Source organism: Echinicola shivajiensis, from assembly GCF_018642165.1.
GTDB lineage: Bacteria > Bacteroidota > Bacteroidia > Cytophagales > Cyclobacteriaceae > Echinicola > Echinicola shivajiensis.
Map to the genome: position 1 here is coordinate 204,777 of NZ_JAHHZM010000001.1, position 25,061 is coordinate 229,837.

The window sequence follows — 25,061 nt, forward strand, 5'->3', positions numbered from 1 at the left end:
TGATAATTAGGGCTCTCAATTGTCCCATTGCGGATTCTGTTCAAGTGTTCTATTTAGCACGATTTCATCATATGGAACAGGATAAAGATATTGGTAGTCCTCCCATAGACGTGTTAGGTTTTGGAAAAGCAGCAGCTTTCCTTTATTCCCTTGGGACAACTTGAACTGGTTCCCATCAATCAGGTAATACGTTACACCTGATTCTGGATTTGAAGGTGTACTGGAAACAAATGAAACATCTGGAAAACCATCTTGATTAACATCCATTAGCTCATCCATTCTCTCTATATACATTCCATCATATTCCATCGTCAACAGGTGCCCTTGTTTCCATCTCATTAGATCCTGGAAACGTAACCCTTCCATGACTAACTCTATTCCCCTTTCCCTTCTGATTTCCAATAGAACGGGATCTGAAATTTCAGGAAAATAGTGTTCCTGAAGATAGGCGTCCACTTGGGTGGGAATGGAAGAATCAACAATCCCTGCTCTCTTCCTTAACAATTGGATGCTAATTTCCCAGTCATTTGATGTGAATCCTCCAATCTCCGCTTTTGCTTCGGCATAATTTAGAAGGATCTCCCCATAGCGTATCAAAGGCAGAGAATTATTGTTCTCAGCTACTCCATCAGTTGCCTTGGAGTCCAATGTAAATTTAATAGGCTGATAACCTGAAAAGGAATATTTGAAATCAGTTGCTTCAGGTGTCCCCTCCCGGCTATAATCTCCCATTCGTATGGTTTGTTGGAGTCTAAGGTCTCTGTTTTCTACCTCCTCCCAAAAAGGCAGTTCATCATAATTCTCATGATCTGTAAAACGGGAACCATCACGATTGAGGTAAGTATTAATAAAAGTTTTGATTAGGTTTAACCGTTGCCCATAGGTTGAACTAGTAAAGTACCAATTGGCATCATGAAAAATACGCATAGACTGGCTACCAGCATAACTCAGTAGTACTTCGTCAGACTGTACCGACTCCTGAATAAAAAGATTTCGGTAACTAAGGTCCCCATCTGTATCATGGAGCTGGTATTTTCCACTTTCCATAATCTCTTCGGCCGCTGTAACCGCTTCAATTAACCAAGCTTCAGCACTTGTTTGCAAACCTATTTCATCATGATATTTTCTATAGGTTCCTTCATAAAGACAAACTCTTGATTTGAATCCCAATGCAACCCACTTCGTAACCATCGTTCCAGTTTCGTCTTTTAGGGAACGGATATTTTCGCAAGCAAAATTCAAATCTTCAAGAATTTTATCCATAACAAATTCCCTACTGTCTCTTGCCTTGTATATATCAGGGTCAGAAACATCCAGGGTTTTGTCATACCAAGGTACTCCTCCCCATTTCTGTACCTTTTCATAGTAAAACCAGGCTCTGAAAAAGCGGGCCACCCCTTCAAAGTGTCCTTTTGCTTCATCAGGAATATCGGCCTTATCAAAATTCTCCAAAAAATAATTGATATTCCTGAGCTGGGACCAACTCCACCCTCCAACATCATGAGAAGTATAAGTACCCGTAAGATAAGAAGTTACCGTATTCCTTACCATGTAATCACTTACTGCATCCCCACGAACAATAGCATCTCCATCGGGTAGTATCCTATAAAAAGAATTGGTATATAATTGTAGGTCATTTGCACTGTTAAAAGCGTTTTCTGGTGAAATTGTATCTATTGGCGAAAGGTTAAGTTCTTCAGAACACCCTGCCATTAACCATACGCATATCACCCAAACATTATAAAATAGCTTTTTCATTTTCATTGAATTTGAGTTTTAAAAGGTGACATTAATACCTAGAGTATAGGTCTTGAGCATGGGATACCTCATCCCATTTCCCCGATTAGATGCCAATTCTGGATCCGAACCCTCAATCACCTCTGGATCCATTGTCTTCATAATTTTGAACATAGGGGAATAGGTCCATAGGTTCTGCCCATTAAAATAAACTCTAGCTTTAGAAAGCCCTTTAATGCTATTAATTATAGCTGAAGGCAAGTCATATCCTATCGTAAGGTTTTTCAGTCTAACGTAAGCTGCATTTTGAATGTATTTGCTTTGCTCAACCCTAAGTTCACCACGACTATTAAGAGCAACATAACCTCGCAACCTAGGAAAATAGCTATCAGGATTGTTTTCCGACCACATCATAGACTCCATTTCTGCTGGATGCCAGCTGTAAGGCCGGTTATATGCCCCCCAAAAAAGGGAATTGTCTGTCCCAGGCCAGAATTCCCTTTTACCTACCCCTTGAAAGAAAAGAGAGAGGGAAAAGTTGTTCCATTCCATATTGGACAAAAAACCAAATTGGTAACGAGGGGTTGAATTTCCGATCACCCTCCTGTCCCCAGGGTCATCCACTGTATTGCTACCAGGAAGAATTACTCCATCACCATTTAAATCTTTGAATTTGATATCCCCAGGCATGGGATTATTTGCAGCTGAAACCCTGATATAGCTTTGATCAGCATGGTCTTCGATATCCTTTTGATCGGTAAAATATCCATCATTGACAAAGCCCCAAATTTCCCCTAGTATCTGCCCCTCATAATAATCACTAAGAACCTTTTCCGGGTTATTGTATTTGGTTACTTTTGTAATATTATCAGATATAGTCATCCTCAAACTATAGGTAAGCGGCTTATCCCATGATATTTGATCCCGCCAACTCAATGATAATTCCCACCCCTTAGTCTGCAAATCAGCAAAATTTCCTTTTGGTTCAGAAGCTCCAAAAACAGAAGGTAAAGGAGTGCTTTTTGTAAACATGTCCGTAGTATTACGAATATACCAATCAAAGGTAGCTGTCAATTGGTCACCGAACATCCCTACATCTGTTCCCAAGTTTAAAGTAGTGGCAGTTTCCCAAGTAAGTCCGTTAGGTACTACCTTAGGATTACTAGTATATAAAGGATTTGAACCATTAATATATCTTCCCAACAAACCGACGGACATCGTTCCTAAGTATTGGTATGGAGAGATATTACCATTTCCTAGTGATCCGTATGATCCCCTTAGCTTGAACTGTGGTATAGTTTCACTTAGAGATTCCCAAAAATCCTCTCCAGAAACTCTCCATCCAAGAGATGCAGATGGAAAAAAGCCCCACTGCTGGTTTTTTGGAAATTTGGAAGAACCATCATATCTACCATTAACTTCGATAAGGTATTTATCATCATAAGAATAATTGAACCTAAAAAATGTGCCCAGTATTGCCCATTCACTGCCCCCTCCTTTTAACAATATGTTTTGCCCAGTGGCAAGAGTAAAATCTGGCAACAGAGGGTTTATCAAGTTATCTCGCTCTAGATAATGACGTTTTAGGCTGGACATTTCGTAGTTATATCCAATCATTCCTTTAAAAAAATGAGCCTTGAGTCTTTCCTCATAAGATGCAAACAAATTGAACCCCTTATAACTCGTGGTATTATCTTCCTCAATCAACTTATTCTCTCCTCGTTCACGAGATTCCGACGGAGAAATGCTGTACGGCACAGGGGTATACTGCCAAACAGTATTATCGTAAATCTTATTGAAGGTATAATTACCATTCACACTTAAGCGATCATCCAATAGTTTCGCTGAAAAATCGATTGTATTTTGTAATCTTGAGCGGTTTTGATCTCTATAATTTCCACCTGAGATAAAACTTCCAAATACCAATGCTCCATTTTGAGTAATGGATCCGTCAGGATTTGTTAGCATCGCAATTGGAAAAGCCTCATCTGAAACCCTTCTAAATACAGGTGTATTTGAGGGGTGATTCAAAATGGGATAGAAATATTCCATATCCGAATACTCAAAATTGTTATTAACCTTTAACCAATCGGTTATATACACCCCTCCTTTAGCACGCAAATTATAAATTGAATAGTCGTCTGGATTGTACCTAAAAATTCCATCTTGAGAATTAAACCTTCCAGAAACATAAAAGTCACTTCTTTCACCGCTTCCTGAGACACTTAAATTGTACTCTTTTGAAGCCATGCGATCGGCATAAAGCTCCTTCATCCAATCTGTGCTGCCATAATAAACATAGTTTCCTGTGGCTGGATTCACCTCCACCATAGGCAACTTTGGGTCTTCGTGTCGCTTTTTCAGTTCATCAAGATAATCTAGAGAAAACGGGAACACACTATTCACTTTAGAAGGATGAGTCTTGTAATCATTCCATGAATAATAGGCATGGTCAAACAACTTCGCCCAAGTATAACCATCCGTCACCAGATCTGGCTTAATAGTTCTATCATTTAAAGAAATGTTCGAAGAAAAATTAACCTGAGACTTAGTTTTACCTGCTTTTTTAGTGGTAAACAAAACAACACCAAAACTTCCTCTAGCCCCATATATCGCGGCAGATGCGGCATCTTTCAAAACCGTGACACTTTCAATATCATTGGGGTTAAGCAGAGATGGATCCCCTGGAACCCCATCAATCAAAACCAATGCACTTCCTCCCGAACCAATAGATGTTCCTCCCCTTACATTAAATGAAGAGGTCCTCGTAGGTTTTCCATCTCCCATTTCAATGTTAAGATTTGGAATAACCCCTTGCAGTCCTCTAGTGGCATTTGGCATTGGTCGATTCTCAAATGCTTCCTCTCCAATTTGATCAACTGCACCTGTCAGGTTAATTTTCTTTTGAGTCCCGTAGCCGACTACCACAACCTCTTCCAACTCCTCCAAATTCATCTTTAAACCTACAGAGATTTGAGATTCATTATTAATCATCACCTCTCTTGGATAATAACCAACATAAGAAAAAACTAAAACACTCCCCTTTTCCTCTGGAATATTTATAGAAAATCTACCGTTAATATCTGTAGATGCACCTATTGTAGAATCTTTTAGCCTAACCGTAACCCCTGGTATTGTTTCCTTAGTTGATTCATCGAAAACTTCACCTGAAACCAGAATGGAATTTTGTGCATAAGAGATGGTTTTTGCAGCAAAAAACAAGACTACAATTATTAGAAATTTCACCCGCTCCAATTGCTGGAGCAGACAGCTCTTCTTTTTCATACATAAATATTTTGGGTTTGAATAATTTGACTATAACAATCTCATAAATAAACATATTTTAATTATTTTAAACAAATAATAACAATAATAATAAAGATTATTTAACTTTTTAAAATTCAAATAAACATTTTAGAACATCACTAGGGCTACAAACATTAAATAAAACAACAATTACTAATAATTAATTAAACATAAATTTATATTTGCATAACATTACATTATATTTAATTATGTTAAAAAAATATCTAAATGGACATAACTGAAAGGCATGAGTTAATCTTAAAAAAACTCCAAGAAGACGGGAAAGTAAAAATTCAGGAATTAAGCGACCTACTAAATGTCTCAGGGGTAACCATCAGAAAAGACTTAAAACTTTTAGAGGACAAACAGTTACTTTTTCGCACAAAGGGAGGGGCTTCCACCAACAACCCATACATGAATGAAAGACCTATTAATGAAAAAGAACTAATTAACTTTGAGGAAAAAGAAAAAATTGCAAAAGAAGCGGTAAAATTAATTGGAAACAATGACTCAATCATCATAGGTTCCGGAACAACAGTTTACCAATTGGCAAAACACCTTAATCCCCAAAATCGCCTAAACGTGATTACTCCTGCAGTAAAAGTAACAATAGAACTGTGCGACAAACCAAATATTGAAACTATTCAATTGGGAGGAATAATAAGAAAAAGTTCCTCTTCTATAACAGGGCCAGATGCTGAAAACACACTTGAAAACATTTCCTCAGGACTATTATTTCTTGGTGTTGATGGGATAGATTTAGATTTCGGTATATCTATTACCAACCTAGCCGAAGCTACATTGAACAAAAAAATGATTGATGCTTCCCAATCACTGATTGTTTTGGCTGACAGCTCCAAATTTGGAAGAAGGGGGCTAGGCAAGATATGTTCATTGGATCAAGTTCAATACATTATTACTGATGAAAAAGCTCCGTCAGGCATGATTAAGTCACTTTTAGAAAGAGATATAAAAGTAATTATAGCCAAATAAAAGCCCTATATTAAAAAATCAATCTTTAACTAGAAAAACATTTGTGTTGAGTAAACCAAAGGATTGTCTACTTACATTCTAAACCTATTTTTATAGGATTATAAAGAATAAAATAAGGAAAACGTAAAAAATGATTTTAAAAAAACAAAGTGTGTGTAGGGGGCAATTATTCATAATTTTTAAACTAATCACTTAAAATCATTAATTGCTCCCCCTAAAAAATCACAATAGCAAATCTTTTATAGTTAATTTTCTAGCGATAGCTTTTTTAGCTGCTTTAACAATATTGTCTGCATTCAATCCATATTTTTCCAATAGGTCAGTTGGCGTTCCTGATTCACCAAATGAATCATCTACACCAATGAATTCTTGTGGAGAAGGATTGTTTCTGGCCAAAGTTTGGGCAACACTGTCACCAAGACCACCATTATATTGGTGTTCTTCAGCAGTAACACAAGCACCTGTTTTGGCTACAGATTCCAAGATAGCCTCAGTATCCAATGGCTTGATGGTGTGAATATTGATTACCTCAGCGCTGATACCTTCTTCTCTTAGCTTAGCTTCTGCTACTACAGCTTCCCATACCAAGTGACCGGTAGCAAAGATGGTTACGTCTGTTCCTTCGATCATTTTCCAAGCTTTACCAATTTCAAATTTTTGGTCAGCAGGAGTGAAGATAGGCCATTTTGGACGACCAAACCTCAAGTAAACAGGACCTTCGTATTCTGCGATGGCCATGGTTGCTGCTTTTGTCTGATTATAATCACAAGGGTTGATTACAGTCATGTTTGGCAACATTCTCATCATGCCCAAATCTTCAAGAATCTGGTGAGTAGCACCATCTTCCCCTAAAGTCAATCCAGCGTGAGAAGCACAGATTTTGACGTTTTTCTCAGAATAGGCAATGGACTGGCGAATTTGGTCATACACACGTCCAGTAGAGAAGTTGGCAAAGGTTCCGGTAAAAGGAATTTTACCATTGATGCTCATACCAGCTGCCAAGCCCATCATATTGGCTTCTGCAATACCTACCTGGAAGAATCTTTCAGGGAATTCCTTCTGGAAGGCACCCATTTTAAGGGATCCGATAAGGTCAGCGCAAAGTCCCACTACATTTGGGTTTTTACGTCCTGCTTCTAGCAAGCCATCTCCAAATCCAGAACGGGTATCTTGCTTTTCTGTATAGGTGAATTTAGTTTCTAAAGTCTTTTCCATTTTTTGATCGGTTAAGCCCAAGTAATCTGAACTGATCAGGGATTGGGCGGTTAACTGTTTTGTTGATTAATAGTCACCAAGGGTTTCTTCCAACTGACCCAAGGCATTCTCCAATTGTTCATCACTTGGAGCGATTCCGTGCCACTTGTGTGTACCGACCATAAAATCAACACCGTATCCCATTTCAGTATGAAGCAGGTTCAATACCGGCTTACCTTTACCCAATAGTGTTTTGGCATATGCCAAGCCAGCCACTACTGATTCCATATCATTTCCTTTTAGGGTATCGATAACTTCCCATCCGAAAGCTTCCCATTTTGATTTCAAATCTTGTAGGCTCATTACAGCTTCTGTAGGACCATCTATTTGCTGGCCGTTGAAGTCAATGGTTGCAATCAAATTGTCCACTTTATGGTGTGGAGCATACATAGCTGCTTCCCAGATTTGTCCTTCTTGCTGTTCACCATCTCCCATCAAGGCATAAACAACACCTTCATCACCGTCTATTTTCTTAGCCTGGGCAGCACCTATGGCTACAGAAAGTCCCTGACCCAAAGATCCAGAAGCAATTCTGATACCTGGAAGTCCTTCCTCGGTAGCTGGGTGACCTTGTAATCTGCTATCGATCTTTCTAAAAGTCTTTAGCTCTTCAGTATTGAAATATCCGCTTCTGGCCAAAACACTGTACCATACTGGTGAGATGTGTCCGTTTGAAAGGAAGAAAAGGTCTTCTCCTTTTCCTTCCATGCTGAAGTCGGATTTATGATTCATTTGGTTGAAGTACAGTGCCACGAAAAATTCTGTACATCCCAAAGAGGCACCTGGGTGCCCGGATTGTACTTCGTGAACCATACGTAAAATGTCCCGTCTCACTTGTGAGGCAGTCTTTTTTAGTTGTTCAGTGGATTGCTTTTCCATTTTAAAGGAATTAATTAAGTATTTGATTTGAATGTTCTTTTGTTTTCTAAATCCTGCAATTCAGGCTTGTTAGTTGAAAAGGTTCTTCCCCAGAAAGATAAACTATGGTAACCGCCGAATTTTCCTGGACTATTCTTCTATAATTTTTAAGTGGCATCCCTAATTGATTGGCCATGAAAAGTCTGTTGACACCATTGTGAGCAACAACCAAAACATTTCCATTTTTATGACGGTTTTTCAAATCTTCATAAAAAGAATTCACCCTCTCAAGCACTTCAATCCCTGTCTCTCCATTTCCTCCAGCCTTTGCAGTATCTGGAGAAGCCTCCCAATCCTTCCATACCTCTTCATTTTCTTCAACAAACTCTTTCCGGGTCTTACCTTCCCAATTCCCGAAATCAACTTCTATCAATTCATTCACCCTAATTACATCCATTTTAGGAACAATAATTTTTGCTGTCATAAAAGCACGCTCAAGAGGTGATGAATAGGCAGCTAAAAACTCAACTCCATCAAGCATCTGATGAACTTTTTTGGCCTGTTCAATCCCTTTCTCAGTCAATCCTACATCAGTTCTACCACAATATTTATTTCCCGCCGCATTATAAGCAGTCTCACCATGTCTTAACAAATAAACTTTCAACATATATTTTCAGCCGTTAAATATCCTTTATCCAACAAACATTCTTTAAATTCTTGGTATTGCTCTTTATATTTCCCAATCAGAATTTCATCTGGAAAAACCTCCAAATCCTTTTTCACCATCGCTTCACCTGCTTCAACCAAGTTTTCAAATTGGGTTTGGGAAGCTGCTAAAACGGCAGCCCCATAAGCTCCACTTATGTATTTCATACGATATATTGGAAGCCCTAATACACTACTTCTTATTCTTAGCCACAAATTACTTTGACTTCCTCCTCCAGCTGTATAAATAGCTTCGATATTTTCACCCGATAACTCTTTTGCCACATCATAGGCATTTCGCTCCAAAAATGCTACACCTTCCAATCCTGAAACGTAAATTTCCTCCTCGGAAAGTCCCTGGGGACAGAACCCTTCTGCTCGCGGACTCATAAATGGAAATCGCTCTCCTTTTTGCCTGAGTGGATAGTGAAGATGACCAGATGGCACTAGGTTAGAAGACTTCTTCTCCAATTCACTTAACCTTCCCGCAAAATCAGTCGATAGCCAATCTGCCCCTGTATTACTCGCTCCTCCTGGCATCCAATATCCTTGAGGGTGCCTATGTGAATAAAATCTACCAACCGGATCGCTAATACGAGTTTTGGTTACTCCTTTAACAACCATTGTAGTACCAATAGTAGTATTCCAACAACCTGCTGCAATAGCACCAGAAGCTACCTGGGAAGCACATCCATCAGTCATCCCAACTGTCACTTTAGTATCAGGAGATAAGCCAAGTTCTTGAGCCAATACTATCTCAATGTTACCTATTACGGTACCAGAGGGATAAACTTCTGGCATCCAACTTTTCTTCAATCCAATTTGATCAAAAAGATAAGTGGGCCATTCTCCTTTCCCCACATCATATCCTGACTTTAAAGCATTGGTATAATCAGTCACCCCCCAGACACCGCTGAGTTTACTGGTTAAAAAATCTGCAGCATGGATCCACTTGTCCATTTGATCTGTTTTTTCTGGATGATTTCTCATGAACCACACCATTTTTGAAAGACCACTTGAACTATTAAAACCAGTATATCCAGCCACTATATTTTTTTCAGCAATATGACGGCACCACTCCCCTTCCTTTGAGGATCGTGTATCGCTGTACATTATTGCATTATGAAGTGGGTTTCCATCTTTGTCAACAGGAATTACTGTACCTGATGTAGACGTAACAGAAAGGGCCTGTATCCCTAAAACAAATCTAGATTTCAAATGTGCATCGTTGACGACCTTTTTTATCAAAGTCTTAGTTACGGTCCACCACATCTCTGGAGACTGTTCCTGTCGTGACACCTCACTTAGAATAAAGACTTCTTCCTCGCTGGAAATTAAATTACCGGATTCGTCAGCTATAATGACTCTCGCACCTTGTGTACCTATATCCACACCTAAAAAACACCGAATCATAGTTGTTCCTCCTCTCTATTATTTATTTGTAGCCGGCCCCTTGTTTGCTTCCAATTTTCAAACTGTGTGGAAAAATCCCTGTCCTGATCTTCAATATAAAAGTCATTCAGCAACCTATGCCCATTGTCATCATCACTTAAGGCTTCTAAGCAAATGAGCCAAGCTCCCATTACCGAAGCTTGGGAATAACCTTCTCTTAATCTAATTTTTTTGCCTAAAAGACCGGAAAGCAAAGTTCTCATCACCTCACTCTGAAAACCTCCCCCACAGGCCCAAACATAATCCTTATCATATTGTTCCAACTCTGTTAAAACATCAAAGTTCTCCTTGATACTACATGTAATATCCAAGAGAGATGCGCACATAAAATCACCCCTAGTCAATTCAGTAACGACAGGAACATCAAAGAAAAAACCTCCTCGGGTAATTGGATTGTCTTCTCCAGCAACCAGGGACCCCAAAACTGCATTTACCACAGTCCCTTCCTCCAAAGCGGCTTCAACCTCTTCCTGAACAACTTGGTAGCCTTCATTTGGATAAAAGGCCTCTTTTAACCTTTGAAAATTAAGACCTGTTACTCCAGCATTAGTCTCTAAAACAAACTGATTTTGTTCAACATGTCTTCCCGTCCAAGTTCTTTGCTTATTATCCAATAAATAGTTTTTCGTAATTTTCACTACAGGCGTTGTTGTCCCTCCTACTAAAATTATATCACCTATGGATGGACCTGTACTTTTGATAGCTAACTGTGTATCCGCCCCTCCTACAACCACCTTTGCATGAGTAGGAAGGCCGGATTCTTCTCTAAATTTGGAAGAGACAGGTCCTAAAATTGTTCCTGAATCATGAAGAGGAGGCAACAATTCCGGATCAAGACGAAACATATTGCACAATTCCCCTGACCATGATTTACTGACCACATCATACAATAATGTTTCCGACGCTTGGGCATGCTCATAGCCTAAAACACCACTGCATTGATATTGTACCCAGTCACTTACACTTGTAAAGCTGGAAGTCTTTTGAAAAACATCGCTTCTTCTTTCTCTAGTTCCGACCAACTTCATTGCTGAAAAAAGGGATGATGGCCGTCTTCCAGTAAGTTCATATACTCTTTGTGGTTGTTTTACTATATTTTCCCACTCTCTTCCTCTATGATCATGATTGGGAAAACCTATTACAGCATCTCCATTATCATCCAACAAAACAATACCTTCGCGTTGGCTAGAAGCAGTCACTCCAATAATTTCAACTTTTTCACTAAGGGTAAATTTGATTTTCCTAATTAGGTCAATAATTTTCGCCCAAATGACATTGGGCGAAAAATAAAGGGCCTCAGGATAGGCAGAATCCTTATGATAAACCATATTATCCCTTTCGATCCCCAATAGATCACCAGCTTTAGAAACTATTGCCACCCTAACATTTCCTGTCCCCACATCGATTACCATAAACCCCTCATTTTTAAGGGATGAACTGATTTTGCTCATAATCATGACTTTTTTGCAATGGAAGATTGATTGCTATTCAGCGCAAAGACCTCATTGAGTTTTTGATTCATAATCCTCGCATGATGGTCTTCAACTTCATGGGTTGCCCCAGCTATATGGGGGGTAGCCAGAACATTTGGATGTAAAATCAATCTATAATCCAACTCATCTGGTGGCTCATGATCAAAGACATCAAGATAGGCCCCTCGGATATCCCCACTCTCTATTGCAGAAAGAAGATCTTCCCGATTAACAACGGAAGCACGGGAGGTATTTACAAAAAGGGCACTCTTTTTCATCTTATTCAATAAGTTTCCATCAATCATCCTTAAAGTTTGGTCGTTTACCGGCAGATGAATCGAAACTATATCGCTTATCGCAAAAACTTCTTCTAAACTCACTTTTTCGCAACCAGAAAACTCTCCGTCCACAAATGGATCATAGTATTTAATAGAACAAGGAAATCCTTTCACCATTTCGGCAATTCTTTGCCCAATCGCTCCAAAGCCAACCATTCCTATTGTCTTTCCCGCAAGTTCATTTCCTTTGAAATGCAGATAAGAAGTATGTGCTCCCTTATTCCAATTACCTTTTTCCAACCAATCAATACCTGAAAGGGTATTTCTTAATAGTGTAATCACATTGGCCAAGAACATCTCCGCAACTGCTTGTGCATTTCGGGCCGGTGTATTGTACACAGGAATCCCGAGGGATTCCGCTGTTTTCAAACAGACATTTGAAGGAGTCCCCCTACACACACCTATAAATTCCAGTGCAGGGTTTTTTCTGATTACTGTGGAGCTCACATCATCATGCTCGGTGATAAGAGCATTTGCACCTGTCTCCTCAAGGAGCTCCAACAATTCCTTTTCATTATATGCACGACCATGAGGTTTCCAGGGACGGTAAATTACCTGTCCAATATTCTCCTCTAGGTAATTAATTGCTCCCTTATTATATGGAGCTGTCACTAATATTTTCATATTTCTTCTAATTTATTTATATTTTAATCGCTCCCGACTTTCGGGAAGCCCAATAAAAATTTTCAATTCCAGCAATGATCTTCACCCATGTTAAGGATACATACCAACGGCAATCCTATTATCATCAATCCGACAATACTCCTTCCATCAAAACCCCTTCATTGGTTTTTAGGGGTAAACCCAAAAGAGCACTAACAATTGGAGCTATATCCTCAAGCCCCATTTCTGAAATAACATTTCCTTTATTAATCCCAGCCCCGCATGCTACAAAACCAGTTTGGATTTCATTAAAATCAGGAAAATACCCATGAGAACCACCTTTTGCTGGACCAATATCATTACCTGTTATTCTCCCTCCAAAGCGAATCCCCTTTTGTCCAGCCAAAGCTAAAACCGGACTTGGATCAGTCCCCATTTCAGTCAAGACCTCTTTTTCAACCACCTTAAATAATTTTCTATGTGAATGGGGAAGTTCTTCAAGGATTTCTCTTATTTTAAATTTTGTAGATTCATCATTCTTATCCCTTAACATCAGAAATGCACTTCCTCCTGTTGTATAGAACTTTGCCTTCCAAAACTTCTTATCCATAATTAACCCCGCTTCTCTAAGCCAAACATTGGGATATATTGTGGTATGGACATCAACAAAACCATGGTCTCCGGTAACAATTATTGTAGATTCCTTCAAAACACCCCCTCTTTCTAAAGATTCAATGATATTTCTTAAAGCCCTGTCCACACCTGCGACGGCTTTCTTAACTGTAGGACCATTTCTTCCTTCCTTATGTTGAAAATGATCAATGGATGAAAACCTGATTGTCATCAGCGAAGGCTTATATCTTCTTAAAATATAAGCACTTGCCCTACCCACGTTTTCATCCATGGCAATCAGGTTCCCACTAACAACCATATCTTCATGACTCAATATTCCTGTAGCATTTCTTTCAATTTCGTCCAGAAAGCCCTTTGGATTGGAAAACTCCTTTATTACTTCCAACTGAGGCCTTCCTTTTTCCTTTATAATTGGAATATTATAGTCAATAGGTGCTCCAACGGATACAGGCCAATTTACCGAAGCTGTAATCAATCCTTCCTTTTTCGCTAAATCCCAAAGTGTTGGAACCTTAATATCTTGGGCATACCAGTACCACTCGCTACCATCAAAAGGAGCATTATAATAGACGCCATGGTTTTTGCTTCTTTGGCCAGTGATAATTGTCGTATGATTAGGAAATGTCAGTGTAGGGAATGTGCTGTTTACACCTTTAGCATAAATGCCGTTTTCCTTCATTTCCAAAAGATTGACCATTCCCCATTCTTTATCCATATAGAAATCGGGCCTAAAGCCATCTATTGTAATTATCACAACATGCTTAGTGGTTTGAGGAAAAACCTTTCTTTGAAAAGCAAACAAAACAAGCATGCATAGAAAAAGAGCTCTTCTACAATACATCTTCAATATTATTCATCCATTAATTTCAAATCATCCAGTTTAGATCAGAACTCTAATTCAGCCGATACAAAAAAATGATCGCTTGGATACTTTCCATTTTTTTCCTTTTTGATCACTGATGCTGATTTAACTGATCCTTCTCCTTTGAAAAAGACAAAATCAACTTTACCGCTTTTTTTATCCAGCCCTGCTCCCTTAAATCCATGCACAGTATATCCAGCATCCATCAATCCATTTACTGATTCATAGCTATCCTCCCAACCGTATCTTTTAATAGTTTTGATTCCTATACTTTTAGCATCCTGATTAAAATCACCCGTAAGGATTTGAGTAAAATCATCTTTATATTGAGAGCATTCTTCCATAATCATTGTTATTTGATGATCCCGAGCTAATTGAGAAATATGGTCTAAATGCGTATTGACCACCCTAAATTCCTTTCCAGAGTTTTTATCCTTTAATCTTACCCAATTGACATGCCGTGCCCTTGCTGTCCCCCAAGATTTACTCCCACCTAAATGAGGCTTATCTGACAACCAATATGTTCCTGCCCCCACTAATTCATACCTGTCTCGCAAATAAAAAATGGGATTTTTAGCTATTCCGTAATAACCATTATTATGATTATCCATTTCAGGCCCATAAAATCCAAAAGCATCATATTGTGAAAAATAATTTTCCAGATCCACCTGCTGATTCTTCAAAACTTCTTGAAAGCAGATAATATCAGGTAATTCGTTTCCCAACACTTCAAAAACTATATCCTTCCTTGATTCCCAGCCATTTCCTGAAACGGTATCTCTCGGTAGGTCTACCCTAATGTTTGCAGATATAAATTTATGATTGTCCACAACCTGTGCTGCCAAAGAATGTATGAAAACCAACAAAACAACAAGGCCAATGATTGGCTTTAAAATCTTACTCATCATTACAGTATTAACTATTTACAATACCACTCTCTTCTTCCTTAGGGTTTAAAAACGCCCCAGAGTTGGACAATTTTTGCCGTAAAACCCCTACATTTATTTGAGAAGGTTTTATTCCCTCCTTTATTGAAATGGCGGCTGCCCTACCTGCTGCTTCCCCCATAGCCATACAAGGAGCCATAACCCTTATAGCAGACATTGCTTCATGTGTGGTAGAAATAGCTCGTCCGGCCACCAATAATTGCTCCACCTTTTGGGGCACCAATGACCTATATGGAATATCATAACAATCTCCACACCACTGTAAGGTACATCCACCATCATGTGGGTGATGAAGATCTAGCGGGTAACTGGCCACAGCAACCGAATCCGAAAACCTTCGACACTCAAGCACATCCTCTTTGGTCATCACATACTTCCCTACAATTCTACGGGTTTCCCTAATCCCTAAAAATGGAGCCATTTTTGAAAAATAAGCTTTTTCAAAGCCTGGGACATAGTTCCTCAAATACTCCTCAATATCTTTAACTTGCTCTCGACCTTTTATTTCTCCTCTACTTAAGCTCTCGGGGTCAGTACCATCTACACCATGTACACTAGACATATTTATCCAAACTTCTCCTTTTCTTAACCCAGTAATAATAATGGTCCTTTCAGTTGGCAGTTGATAACCATCTTTCCTGGCTTTGGCCATCAACTCCCGAAGTCCCACTACAATAAACTGATTATTCTGTCCATAATATTCTGCTGGTATAAAATCAGTTAAATAAGTTCGTGGCTCTGAATGAATACTATTTCTTAATTTTTCTGTATCCACCCCCCCTAAACAAAACATTAAAGTAGGGGGCTGCATACCTCCCTGACTATTGCCTTTTTCACAAGGCACACCACTACGATATGCTACATCGGCATCTCCACTGCAATCAATCACAACTTTAGCAAGTATTGCCTCTCTTCCCGCTTTACTTTCAATAACGACCCCTTTAATTTCACCCTCTTCAATGATTGAATCAACGAAATAGGTATGCAACATTACATCCACCCCCTTCTCCACCAACATTGACAGGGCTTCATTCTTGACCGCTTCTGGCTCTACGAGAGTAATACTCATATGCAATGGACAAGGCCTATGTTCACTTGCTGCATTAATTGCCTGTAACCTTTCAATAAATTTTTGAGGTAAACCTTTAATTACCTGGTTTCCTTTTTGGCCCAAAAAGCCCAAAATTGGCAAACCAATAGTCATATTACCTCCCAAAAAGCTCCTATTTTCAATTAACATGACCTTCTGCCCTTCTTCAGCTGCAGCAAGTGCAGCTATAATACCAGAAGGCCCTCCCCCAACAACCAAAACATCTGTTTCAAATCTTACAGAAAGATTTTTGCTCTCCTCATTAATTCTTTTTTGATCTCTATTCATATTTATACTTTTAATTATTTTCATATACCGCAGCCTCTTCTTCTTTAAATTTGCTTTCGGCATCTTCAATTTTACTTCTGTCGCTTAATTTTTTATTTATCCAAAGAATAAGTAATCCTATAAAAAATAAGAGCGCTGAAAACCAAAGTACGATTACCCTATCTTTTTCTACAAACCGAGTGATAACAACCATAAGCACGCCTATGATTATAGTTGACCAGCCACACAATTTTGCAGGTGAAGGGGAAGGTACAACAGAGCGATTTACTTCAACTTGTTCAAACTCAACACCCTTCACCCTAACCCAACCTATATCTGTCTCTTTTTGTATAATTTCTGCAAGTCCCAATATTAAAACAGGTACTCCTAAGCCAACAATAATCTCGGTCATTCTCTGGTTACTTCTTACTAAAAAAATAAGATCATTAGTCCACCCGTAACCACCAAGCCAATTGTATTCCATCAAACCTATTTTCACAAAAAGACATGCAAAAATCCCGGTTAATGTCACAGCCCAAGCAGTCCTAATACCAATTCTTTTCGAATACAGTCCCCAAATTGTCGGCAAAACTAACGGGCCGGTCAACATAGCTACAGAAGCCAATATATAACCAGTATAGGTACCCATTATAGGTATCAGTAATGCCCCTGCAACTGCTATCCCCCCTAGTAAAACTGTAATAATTCTTCCCGCAACTACCTGTTCCCTATCCCCGGCAAATGGGCGGAAAATACGCTTGTAAAACTCAGAAGTAAAGGCACCAGCAAACACATTAAGTTGGGTAGTAACCATACTGGCAGTTGCTGAACACATTGCCGCAATCATTAATCCTAGCATTCCCGAAGGTAATACTAGCTCACAGGCATATATATACGCCTTTTCGGGATCAACCGAAGGATCAATAATTTGGTATGCAATTGGAGGGATCATCCATAATATGGGACTGATCAAATAGAGAATTCCAAATAGATAGGAAGATCTACGGGCATCTTTTGAAGTTTTAACACATGAAAACCGTTGTATATAAGCCCATTCCCCTCCCATCTTGAAGAAGAACACCAAACACCAACCCACTAAAAAATACCACGAAAATTCTCCACTTACTGGCTGCCAAAATCCATCAGGGCTCTTCTCTATTAAAGCCTTGACCCCTCCCACTTTCATCAGGATCATCGGAACCACCATAACTACTGAAACCGTTAACAAAATAAACTGAAGAGCATCGGTCATCAATACAGCCCAGAGCCCTCCCCCTGTCGTTATCAGAATTACAACAGCACAAATTATCAGCGAGGCTGCTGTTACTGAAAAATGCCCGGTTTCAGCATCAGCCAACCAATGCCCATCCGGCATGGGGATAAGTGCAGTAACTACCACTGCTAAAGCATAGACTGCCCCTCCCATTGTAAATAGCCCTACAACACCTTGGATCCAGGTATAAAACTGAACAATTGACCTTCCAAACCTGGCATCAAGGAAAGATGCGGCAGATTCATACCCCATACTTTTCCACTTCCCTGCCACCAACCAACCGACAAGCAATGAGGCTACGCCGATCACCATCAAAATTGAAACACCTACCAAACCATGCTGATACGCCAAACCACCCCATACAACGAAAGTACCAGCTGAAAATGTCGTCATAAAAGCTGACAATCCGGATAGCCACCACGGAGACTGCCCACCAGCGTTGAACATTGTTTTAGCATCTTTCATTTTGGAAAAGACACTTCCCATAGCTACCAGGCCAATCAAATAAACAACAAAAACAATAAGATCCAGTTTACTCATAATTCTTAAATCAACCCCTTCTCAAATAACTTAATCAAACAAAATTGTAATGTTCCGATATTAACAAGCAGTCTGATTTTAATATTTAGGATTTTGTTCCAAGGACTTATTTGTCAATATTTCTATATTAGGTATTGGCCACAAATAATCCCTATCGGGGTCAAAGGACCTAATTTCTACCAATCGCATTTCATCCTTATTTAAAACATTACTATAATCAGGAGTACCATTTTCATCTATATGAGGAGGATTTGATAAATACCCATTAGGTATTCTTCCCAAAAATTCTCCAGACATAACATCCTCAGCGATTTTCCATCTCCTTATATCCATTAACCTTAAGCCTTCATTCGCTAATTCATATTTCCTTTCCTTACGAACGATTGAGCGAAGTTCAGCCTGAGTCTTGCCCGGTAAAATTGGAGGCATACTCACAGAACTCCTACCTCTTACCTGATTTATAGCACTATACACCGATTCATCCAGTTCTCCTTCTTCAATTTTAGCTTCTGCATAAATAAGTAATACCTCTGCAAACCTAATAAGGGAGATATTTAACTCAGAATTAGTATCGTCTAGCATATCCTTTATATCGGTATATTTTCTATATAAATAACCGGTATAGGTGGCGTAGGCATGGGTGGCATCCAGATTTTTCACTCTTGTAGGAGGGCTTGTATTATAGTTCCAAACTTTAACACTATCATCATTCGTTTCAAACTGATATCCAAACAAAACACTTCCTGGAACTACTAGGGTCATGCCCAATCGGGGATCCCTATTATCAAAAGGGTTCTCTGGATCATATAATGGAGATTTGTCTATACTTAAACCATCAAGACATTCATAGGTATCCACCATACTTTGTGGAGGCACCTCGTTTGAAACTCCCCCAGCCAACCTAGAGGTCAAGTAATTTGGGGTAGCGTGGGTAATTATTCCTTTTAAATATTGCAAGGAAAAAATTATCTCATTAGAAGTTTGGCCAGAATAGGTAAAAAGTTCAGCAAAATCATCGTTCAAAGAATATCCCAAAGAAATCACTTCTTCTGCGGCTTCGGCTGCAATACCCCATCTTTCATCATATAGAGCTGTTCTGGCCTTAATTGCTAAGGCAGCACCTTTGGTAGCTCTCCCATGGTACTGATCTGCCGGATATTCTGATGGGAGAACCTCTGCAGCTTCAGATAATTCATTTAGAATAAAATCAACTACATCTCTCTTACTGCTTCTGGGTATTATTGACTCATCTAAAGTTTGGGTTTTGGTTACTAAAGGAACATCTCCGAATAACTCAACCAAATAGTGATAACTAATGGCTCGAATAAATCGTGCTTCAGCAATTGATTGAAAATAGACCTCACTAGGAATGTTCCCTTCCAATTTTCCGATATTATCTAACAGGAAATTACATCGCCCAATAGTTTGATAAAATTCTCTCCAGAAAATCAAAATAGAGCCATTATCACTATCATGGCTACCGTTACCAATATGTTGCATTTGATGGTTACTTCTGTTCCAATTAATATCAGTAGTAACATCTAAAATAACTGGCCAAGGCCTACCAGATTTAGCCTCAAAATTCAGCCCTTTATAGCAACCTAGCAATCCCATCATTAATTCATCTTCATTGGAATAAAAAGAGGCTGAAGATGGCCCATCCAAAGGGTACTTTTCTAGGTAATCATCACAAGATGATAGAAATAAAACAAAAGCACCTAGAATTATATGGTATATTTTTCCTTTATACATGACTCCAATTTTTAAAACTTAACATCCAATCCAATACTATACACCTTCACTTGTGGGTAGGTATCCCCCCTTCCTACAGGGGCTTCAACATCATATCCGTCCCAAAACTTATCAAGTGTCAATAAATTTTGCCCATTTATGTATAACCTTAAATTGTCGATCCCAAATCGGGAACTAATAGTAGAGGGCATTGTATAACCTATTTGAAGGTTTTTTAGACGAGCATAAGCTGCATTTTTCAACCAAAAACTTGAATTTTTTTCATTATTAGCTTCACTAATCTGCAATCTAGGGAAAGCGGCATCTCTGTTATCTGGAGTCCAATAATCCTTATGTTGCTCCTGAACTGTCCCACCGTTAAAAAATGGCATTATTCCTTGTTGGTAAAGATATCCATCTGCCCTGCCGACACCTTGGATAAAAACATTTAGATCAAATCCTTTATAAGACCCATTAAGTGTTAAACCATAAGTCAACCTTGGAATAGTACTACCAATAACAACATTATCATCATCATTTATTATACCATCTCCGTTTTGATCTTTATATTTAATATCACCTGGTTTAACATTTCCAAATTGAGAAGCATGTTCCGCTATTTCATCCTCAGATTGAAAATACCCCAATGATTCAAATCCATAAATTGAATTTATGGGATAACCTTCTCTACTAACTGTCAACCCAGATCTATTAACCCCTTTCAGATCGATAACTTTATTAACAACATCTGAAATATTGAACCCAACATCAAACATAAAATCATTAACTGCCCCTTTATATGTCAGTCCTGCTTCCCATCCCTTATTTGAAACAACGCCTGCATTTTGGTATGGCCTTCCCAGTCCAATGGTAAGAGGAATATCCAAATCATAAAGTATATCCCTGGTTTCTCTAGAATAATAGTCGGCTGTAATTGATAGGTTTGACCACAACGATATATCCAAACCAATATCTATCATCTCAGTAGTCTCCCATGAAATCTGGGAATTGGCCATGGTATTTAATGCTCCTATATTGACTATTTCTTTGTTAAAAGTATAAGACCCAATGGCAATTGATGAGGTAAATGGATAGTTACCAATATCTTGATTACCCAATCTTCCCCATGACCCCCTTACTTTTAACTCCGTAAGAAAATCACTTAAGCTTTCCATAAATCCCTCTTCGGACACTCTCCATCCAGCCGATAGCGAGGGGAAAAATCCATATTTATTGCCACTTGAAAACCTAGATGAACCATCATATCTACCATTTATTTCAAACAAATACTTTTGATTGATATCATAATTTACCCTACCAAAAAAAGATTGCAGGGACCATTCTGAAGCTGATCCAGAGTTTTGCTGATTCGCAGCCGACCCAGTGTTTAAAACAGGATAGTCAGGTAAAATAAAATTATCCCTAAATGCAGAGGTAAATTCATTATAATAATCTTCTCTAGATGCTCCCACTAGCACCTTTAAATTATGATCTTCATTTATTACCTTATCAAAGACAGCTGTTGCCCTTAGGTTATTATAAAAAGATCGACTATACTCTCTGGTAAGTGTGCTCAGAGCAGGAGATCTGTTCGCCAAGTTACCATCAGGATGAAAAGTGTCTATTGCTCCATAAAACTCATCATTACTATATTCTGCAAATCGAGGGGCAACTGCAACAGATAATTTTAAATCATCAATTGGATTATAATCAAATGATGTGTTAAGCTGTATTCTTGGAAGACTACTATTTTTTCGTAATCCTCCATCATTACTAAATGCTATTGGATTCGCACCGTTCCAACCTTCACCCCATGTACCATTGGAATTGATTCCCGGTTGATTTGCAGGGATCCTATTCATCCAGTGAAAAACACTAGATGTACTCCTGCCCGGTTCTTCAGTAACTTTTGCAAGCAACTGGAGATCTACCTTCATACCAAATCTTTTCGAAAAAGTAACGTCAGTGTTATTTCTAAAGGACAGACGTTTAAATCCAGAATTATTTATGATACCTTTTTGATCCAAATAGCCAAATGATGTAAGAAACTTAATCTTTTCAGCCCCTCCGTTTACACTAATAAAGTGACTGTTCATAATTCCTGAACCGGTTAGAACCTCTTTTTGCCAGTCTGTATTAGGATATAAATCTATATTCCTTCCGCCATCTTCTATATAATCATTAATTAATTCTTCAGAATATAAGGGATCTCTACCTGTATTAACATATGCTACATTTGTCAATCTCATATGATCTATAGCATTTACCATTTTTGGTAAATTAGTTGGCTGTTGCCATCCTACATATCCTCTATAATTTACAACTAACCTTTCCCCCTTTGCCCGCTTAGTTGTGACCAATACAACACCGTTTGCAGCTCTGGAACCGTAAATTGATGCAGAGGCAGCATCTTTCAAAACTGAGATGGATTCGATCATATTGGGGTCAAGACTATTGATATCCCCTTCTATTCCATCAATAATCACCAAAGGGTTTGCGCTACTCAAGGTACCTACCCCCCTAATTCTGATGGTCCCACCATCTCCTCCCGGCTTACCCGACCTTTGAGTAACAGTTACACCAGGTGCAAGCCCTTGAAGTGCTGCTGACGCCTGTCCTACAGGTCTTACCGAGATATTTTTATCTGAAATTGAAGACACAGCCCCAGTCAGGTTCACTTTCTTCTGAGTGCTAAATCCAACAACGACAACTTCTTCCAAGCCCTTTATGTCTTGAGAAAGTGGTATAGATAAAGAACTTTTGTTGCCGACCTGTACCTCCTGAGAGAGATACCCAATAAAAGAAAAAATAAGTACTTGATCTCCTTCCTTCAATTCAATTGAAAAGTTACCATCAATATCTGTAGAAGTACCAATATTGGAATCTTTAACCCTTACAGTTACTCCAGGAAGAGATTCTCCTGTATCTACATCATAAACTTTACCAGTAATATTGGAATTTTGCGCGCTTACTATCTTGGCATTTAATAGAACCAATAAGGGGACTAAAAACCAGCCAGCAAAAATCCACCTTAGGAATCCGTAAACATTAATTTTCATAAGACATTATTTTGGGTTGAAACAATCCATGATTAACAATAACACAAAAAAGCATTTTTTAATTTTTTAAAACAAATTTAAAGCGATTTAAATTATCAAATAAACTTTTTTAAATGTTTTATAACCAAATATTAAACCAAATATCAAGGCATAAATAAAATTATAGCCCTAAATAGCTTCAAATAAATTAATGAATGCCAAAAAAAATTCCATAATAATCTATATTTGGAATTGAATACATTAGTTTAAAAACACTTTAAAACCCTTTCATTAAATGGATATTACAGAGAGACATGAAATGATTCTAAAAATGCTTAATGAAGATGGCAGAGTAAAAATTCAGGAATTAAGTGATAAAATGAATGTTTCAGGTGTAACTATAAGAAAAGACCTTAAACTATTGGAAGAAAAAAAACTACTCTATAGAACTAAAGGTGGGGGATCTTTAAACAACCCCTATATGAATGAAAGGCCCATAAATGAAAAAGCATTAATTAATTACGAACAAAAAGAGAAAATAGCCAAAGAGGCTTTAAAACTTATAGGAGATAGTGATTCATTAATAATTGGCTCAGGAACAACTGTATTTCAAATTGCTAGGTTTTTACAACCTATACATCCCTTAACAGTTATAACACCTGCGGTCAAAGTAACTATTGAACTATGCGACAAAAAAAATATTGAAATAATTCAGCTAGGAGGCATAATCCGACCAAATTCATCCTCCGTCACAGGAACTAATGCTGAAAAAACATTAGAAGACATTTCCACAAGTATATTGTTTTTAGGAGTTGACGGCATAGATTTGGATTTTGGATTATCAATAACAAACATTTCAGAGGCAAGCCTTAATAAAAAAATGATTGATGCCGCTCAAACCCTCGTTATACTTGCGGACAGTTCAAAATTCGGTAAAAGAGGATTAGGAAAAGTATGTTCCTTTGATCATGTTCATTATATCATTACCGATGAAAATGCTCCGAAAAGCACAATCAAAGCATTAGAAGAAAAGGATATTAAAGTAATTATTGCCAAATAATTACTTTAATATCCTTTGTTTAAGGAGCAATATATTATTTAGACTTTGCCTCCATGAATGAGGATACAATTATACTTCAAGCATAGAGCAATTTACCAGTTCAGATTATTTCCACAGCTATTCTATCTAAAAAAATTGTAAGAGTTCAAGTAAACACCTAAAATATAAAAGGAAAAACCCCTTCACACTATTACTTTTCTCTTTTGATACAACACCCAATCAACAGTGGGTATATTTATAATCCTTGTCAATGGAAATCACCTCGATATTGTAAACATTATTTACTTTTTAAAATTCTATTATTGTTTCTCCTAATACCCCACATACTTTTTGATCTTAGCCTTAGAACATATTTTTTTATAAGCCAGTAGAACAGTATTTGACCATATTCACAGATAGTAGTCTTTCAAATGCCTAAGTTAATCTATCATTTCCATCTCTTCCAAAAAAGAGTTCGATCCATGTACCTCTAGCTCCAGCTGACGGTATCATAAACAATTATTCTTAGAATTAATTTCATCAGAAAGTTTCGAAATTATTCCCAAATCCTCCACAAATCGGTTCGAAACAAGTACCGAGTGGTCACCCGATATACTTACTTGAAAAAGGAAAAATCTCAAGGAAAGAGGCTAGTAACTTATTAGGATTGAAAAACACCAAAACTTACGAAATTCTCACTGAAATGGTGGACCAAGATCTTATCAAAAAACAGGGCAAAGGGAGAGCCACTTACTACAAACTATAGTGGCTCCTCTCCAGACTTCCCCAAAACTATAAGCTTCTCTATCATTTCCATTTCTTCTAAAAAAGAGTTCGATCCACGTATCGCCAGCTCCATAACAACAAGCAGAAAGTTATGAGATATAATTAAGTTAAAGGTTAATTAAATTAAATGTGTCTTT

At 38.2% G+C, this 25,061-nt stretch carries 16 protein-coding genes; 2 read left to right on the top strand and 14 right to left on the bottom strand.

Annotation, left to right across the window (positions count from 1 at the left end):
* Window positions 1-15: 15 nt before the first annotated feature.
* Window positions 16-1,758, bottom strand: coding sequence for a RagB/SusD family nutrient uptake outer membrane protein (locus KMW37_RS00870; RefSeq protein WP_215222717.1), 1,743 nt, complete (start codon window positions 1,756-1,758; stop codon window positions 16-18).
* Window positions 1,759-1,776: 18 nt separating this feature from the next.
* The gene (locus KMW37_RS00875) at window positions 1,777-5,022 is read right to left on the bottom strand and encodes a SusC/RagA family TonB-linked outer membrane protein (RefSeq protein ID WP_215222718.1); all 3,246 of its coding nucleotides are present in this window, start codon (window positions 5,020-5,022) and stop codon (window positions 1,777-1,779) included.
* A 249-nt stretch (window positions 5,023-5,271) separates the two neighbouring features.
* Between KMW37_RS00875 and KMW37_RS00880 the strand changes: the two genes are divergently transcribed.
* The gene (locus KMW37_RS00880) at window positions 5,272-6,036 is read left to right on the top strand and encodes a DeoR/GlpR family DNA-binding transcription regulator (RefSeq protein ID WP_215222719.1); all 765 of its coding nucleotides are present in this window, start codon (window positions 5,272-5,274) and stop codon (window positions 6,034-6,036) included.
* 222 nt (window positions 6,037-6,258) lie between these two features.
* On the opposite strand, the gene KMW37_RS00885 is transcribed toward KMW37_RS00880, so the two are convergent.
* From KMW37_RS00885 to KMW37_RS00940, 12 genes are all read right to left on the bottom strand, one after another.
* Complete coding sequence (locus KMW37_RS00885) at window positions 6,259-7,251, bottom strand: transketolase family protein (RefSeq protein ID WP_215222720.1); 993 nt, start codon at window positions 7,249-7,251, stop codon at window positions 6,259-6,261.
* A 66-nt stretch (window positions 7,252-7,317) separates the two neighbouring features.
* On the bottom strand, window positions 7,318-8,169 hold the full coding sequence (locus KMW37_RS00890) for a transketolase (RefSeq protein WP_215222721.1): 852 nt from the start codon (window positions 8,167-8,169) through the stop codon (window positions 7,318-7,320).
* Window positions 8,170-8,215: 46 nt separating this feature from the next.
* Window positions 8,216-8,815, bottom strand: a complete 600-nt coding sequence (locus KMW37_RS00895; protein ID WP_215222722.1) for a histidine phosphatase family protein — start codon at window positions 8,813-8,815, stop codon at window positions 8,216-8,218.
* Entirely contained in the window at window positions 8,809-10,266 is a 1,458-nt protein-coding gene (locus KMW37_RS00900) for an FGGY-family carbohydrate kinase (protein WP_215222723.1), read from the bottom strand. Before KMW37_RS00900 ends, KMW37_RS00895 begins: the two co-directional genes overlap by 7 nt.
* Window positions 10,263-11,756 (bottom strand): FGGY-family carbohydrate kinase, encoded by a 1,494-nt coding sequence (locus KMW37_RS00905; protein ID WP_215222724.1) that lies wholly within the window; start codon window positions 11,754-11,756, stop codon window positions 10,263-10,265. Before KMW37_RS00905 ends, KMW37_RS00900 begins: the two co-directional genes overlap by 4 nt.
* A 2-nt stretch (window positions 11,757-11,758) precedes the next feature.
* Entirely contained in the window at window positions 11,759-12,739 is a 981-nt protein-coding gene (locus KMW37_RS00910) for an NAD(P)-dependent oxidoreductase (protein ID WP_215222725.1), read from the bottom strand.
* A gap of 124 nt (window positions 12,740-12,863) precedes the next feature.
* Window positions 12,864-14,105 (bottom strand): alkaline phosphatase family protein, encoded by a 1,242-nt coding sequence (locus tag KMW37_RS00915; RefSeq protein WP_215222726.1) that lies wholly within the window; start codon window positions 14,103-14,105, stop codon window positions 12,864-12,866.
* Between the two features lie 131 nt (window positions 14,106-14,236).
* Window positions 14,237-15,121 (bottom strand): endonuclease/exonuclease/phosphatase family protein, encoded by an 885-nt coding sequence (locus KMW37_RS00920; protein ID WP_215222727.1) that lies wholly within the window; start codon window positions 15,119-15,121, stop codon window positions 14,237-14,239.
* 7 nt (window positions 15,122-15,128) lie between these two features.
* A complete protein-coding gene (locus tag KMW37_RS00925) occupies window positions 15,129-16,538 on the bottom strand; it encodes an FAD-dependent oxidoreductase (RefSeq protein WP_215222728.1) in 1,410 nt (469 codons plus the stop codon).
* Between the two features lie 10 nt (window positions 16,539-16,548).
* Window positions 16,549-18,330 (bottom strand): sodium:solute symporter family transporter, encoded by a 1,782-nt coding sequence (locus tag KMW37_RS00930; RefSeq protein ID WP_215222729.1) that lies wholly within the window; start codon window positions 18,328-18,330, stop codon window positions 16,549-16,551.
* 78 nt (window positions 18,331-18,408) lie between these two features.
* Window positions 18,409-20,082, bottom strand: a complete 1,674-nt coding sequence (locus KMW37_RS00935) for a RagB/SusD family nutrient uptake outer membrane protein (RefSeq protein ID WP_215222730.1) — start codon at window positions 20,080-20,082, stop codon at window positions 18,409-18,411.
* 11 nt (window positions 20,083-20,093) lie between these two features.
* The gene (locus KMW37_RS00940; RefSeq protein WP_215222731.1) at window positions 20,094-23,120 is read right to left on the bottom strand and encodes a SusC/RagA family TonB-linked outer membrane protein; all 3,027 of its coding nucleotides are present in this window, start codon (window positions 23,118-23,120) and stop codon (window positions 20,094-20,096) included.
* A 274-nt stretch (window positions 23,121-23,394) separates the two neighbouring features.
* Here KMW37_RS00940 and KMW37_RS00945 point away from each other — a divergent pair, with 274 nt between their 5' ends.
* Complete coding sequence (locus tag KMW37_RS00945) at window positions 23,395-24,159, top strand: DeoR/GlpR family DNA-binding transcription regulator (RefSeq protein ID WP_215222732.1); 765 nt, start codon at window positions 23,395-23,397, stop codon at window positions 24,157-24,159.
* Window positions 24,160-25,061: the final 902 nt, after the last annotated feature.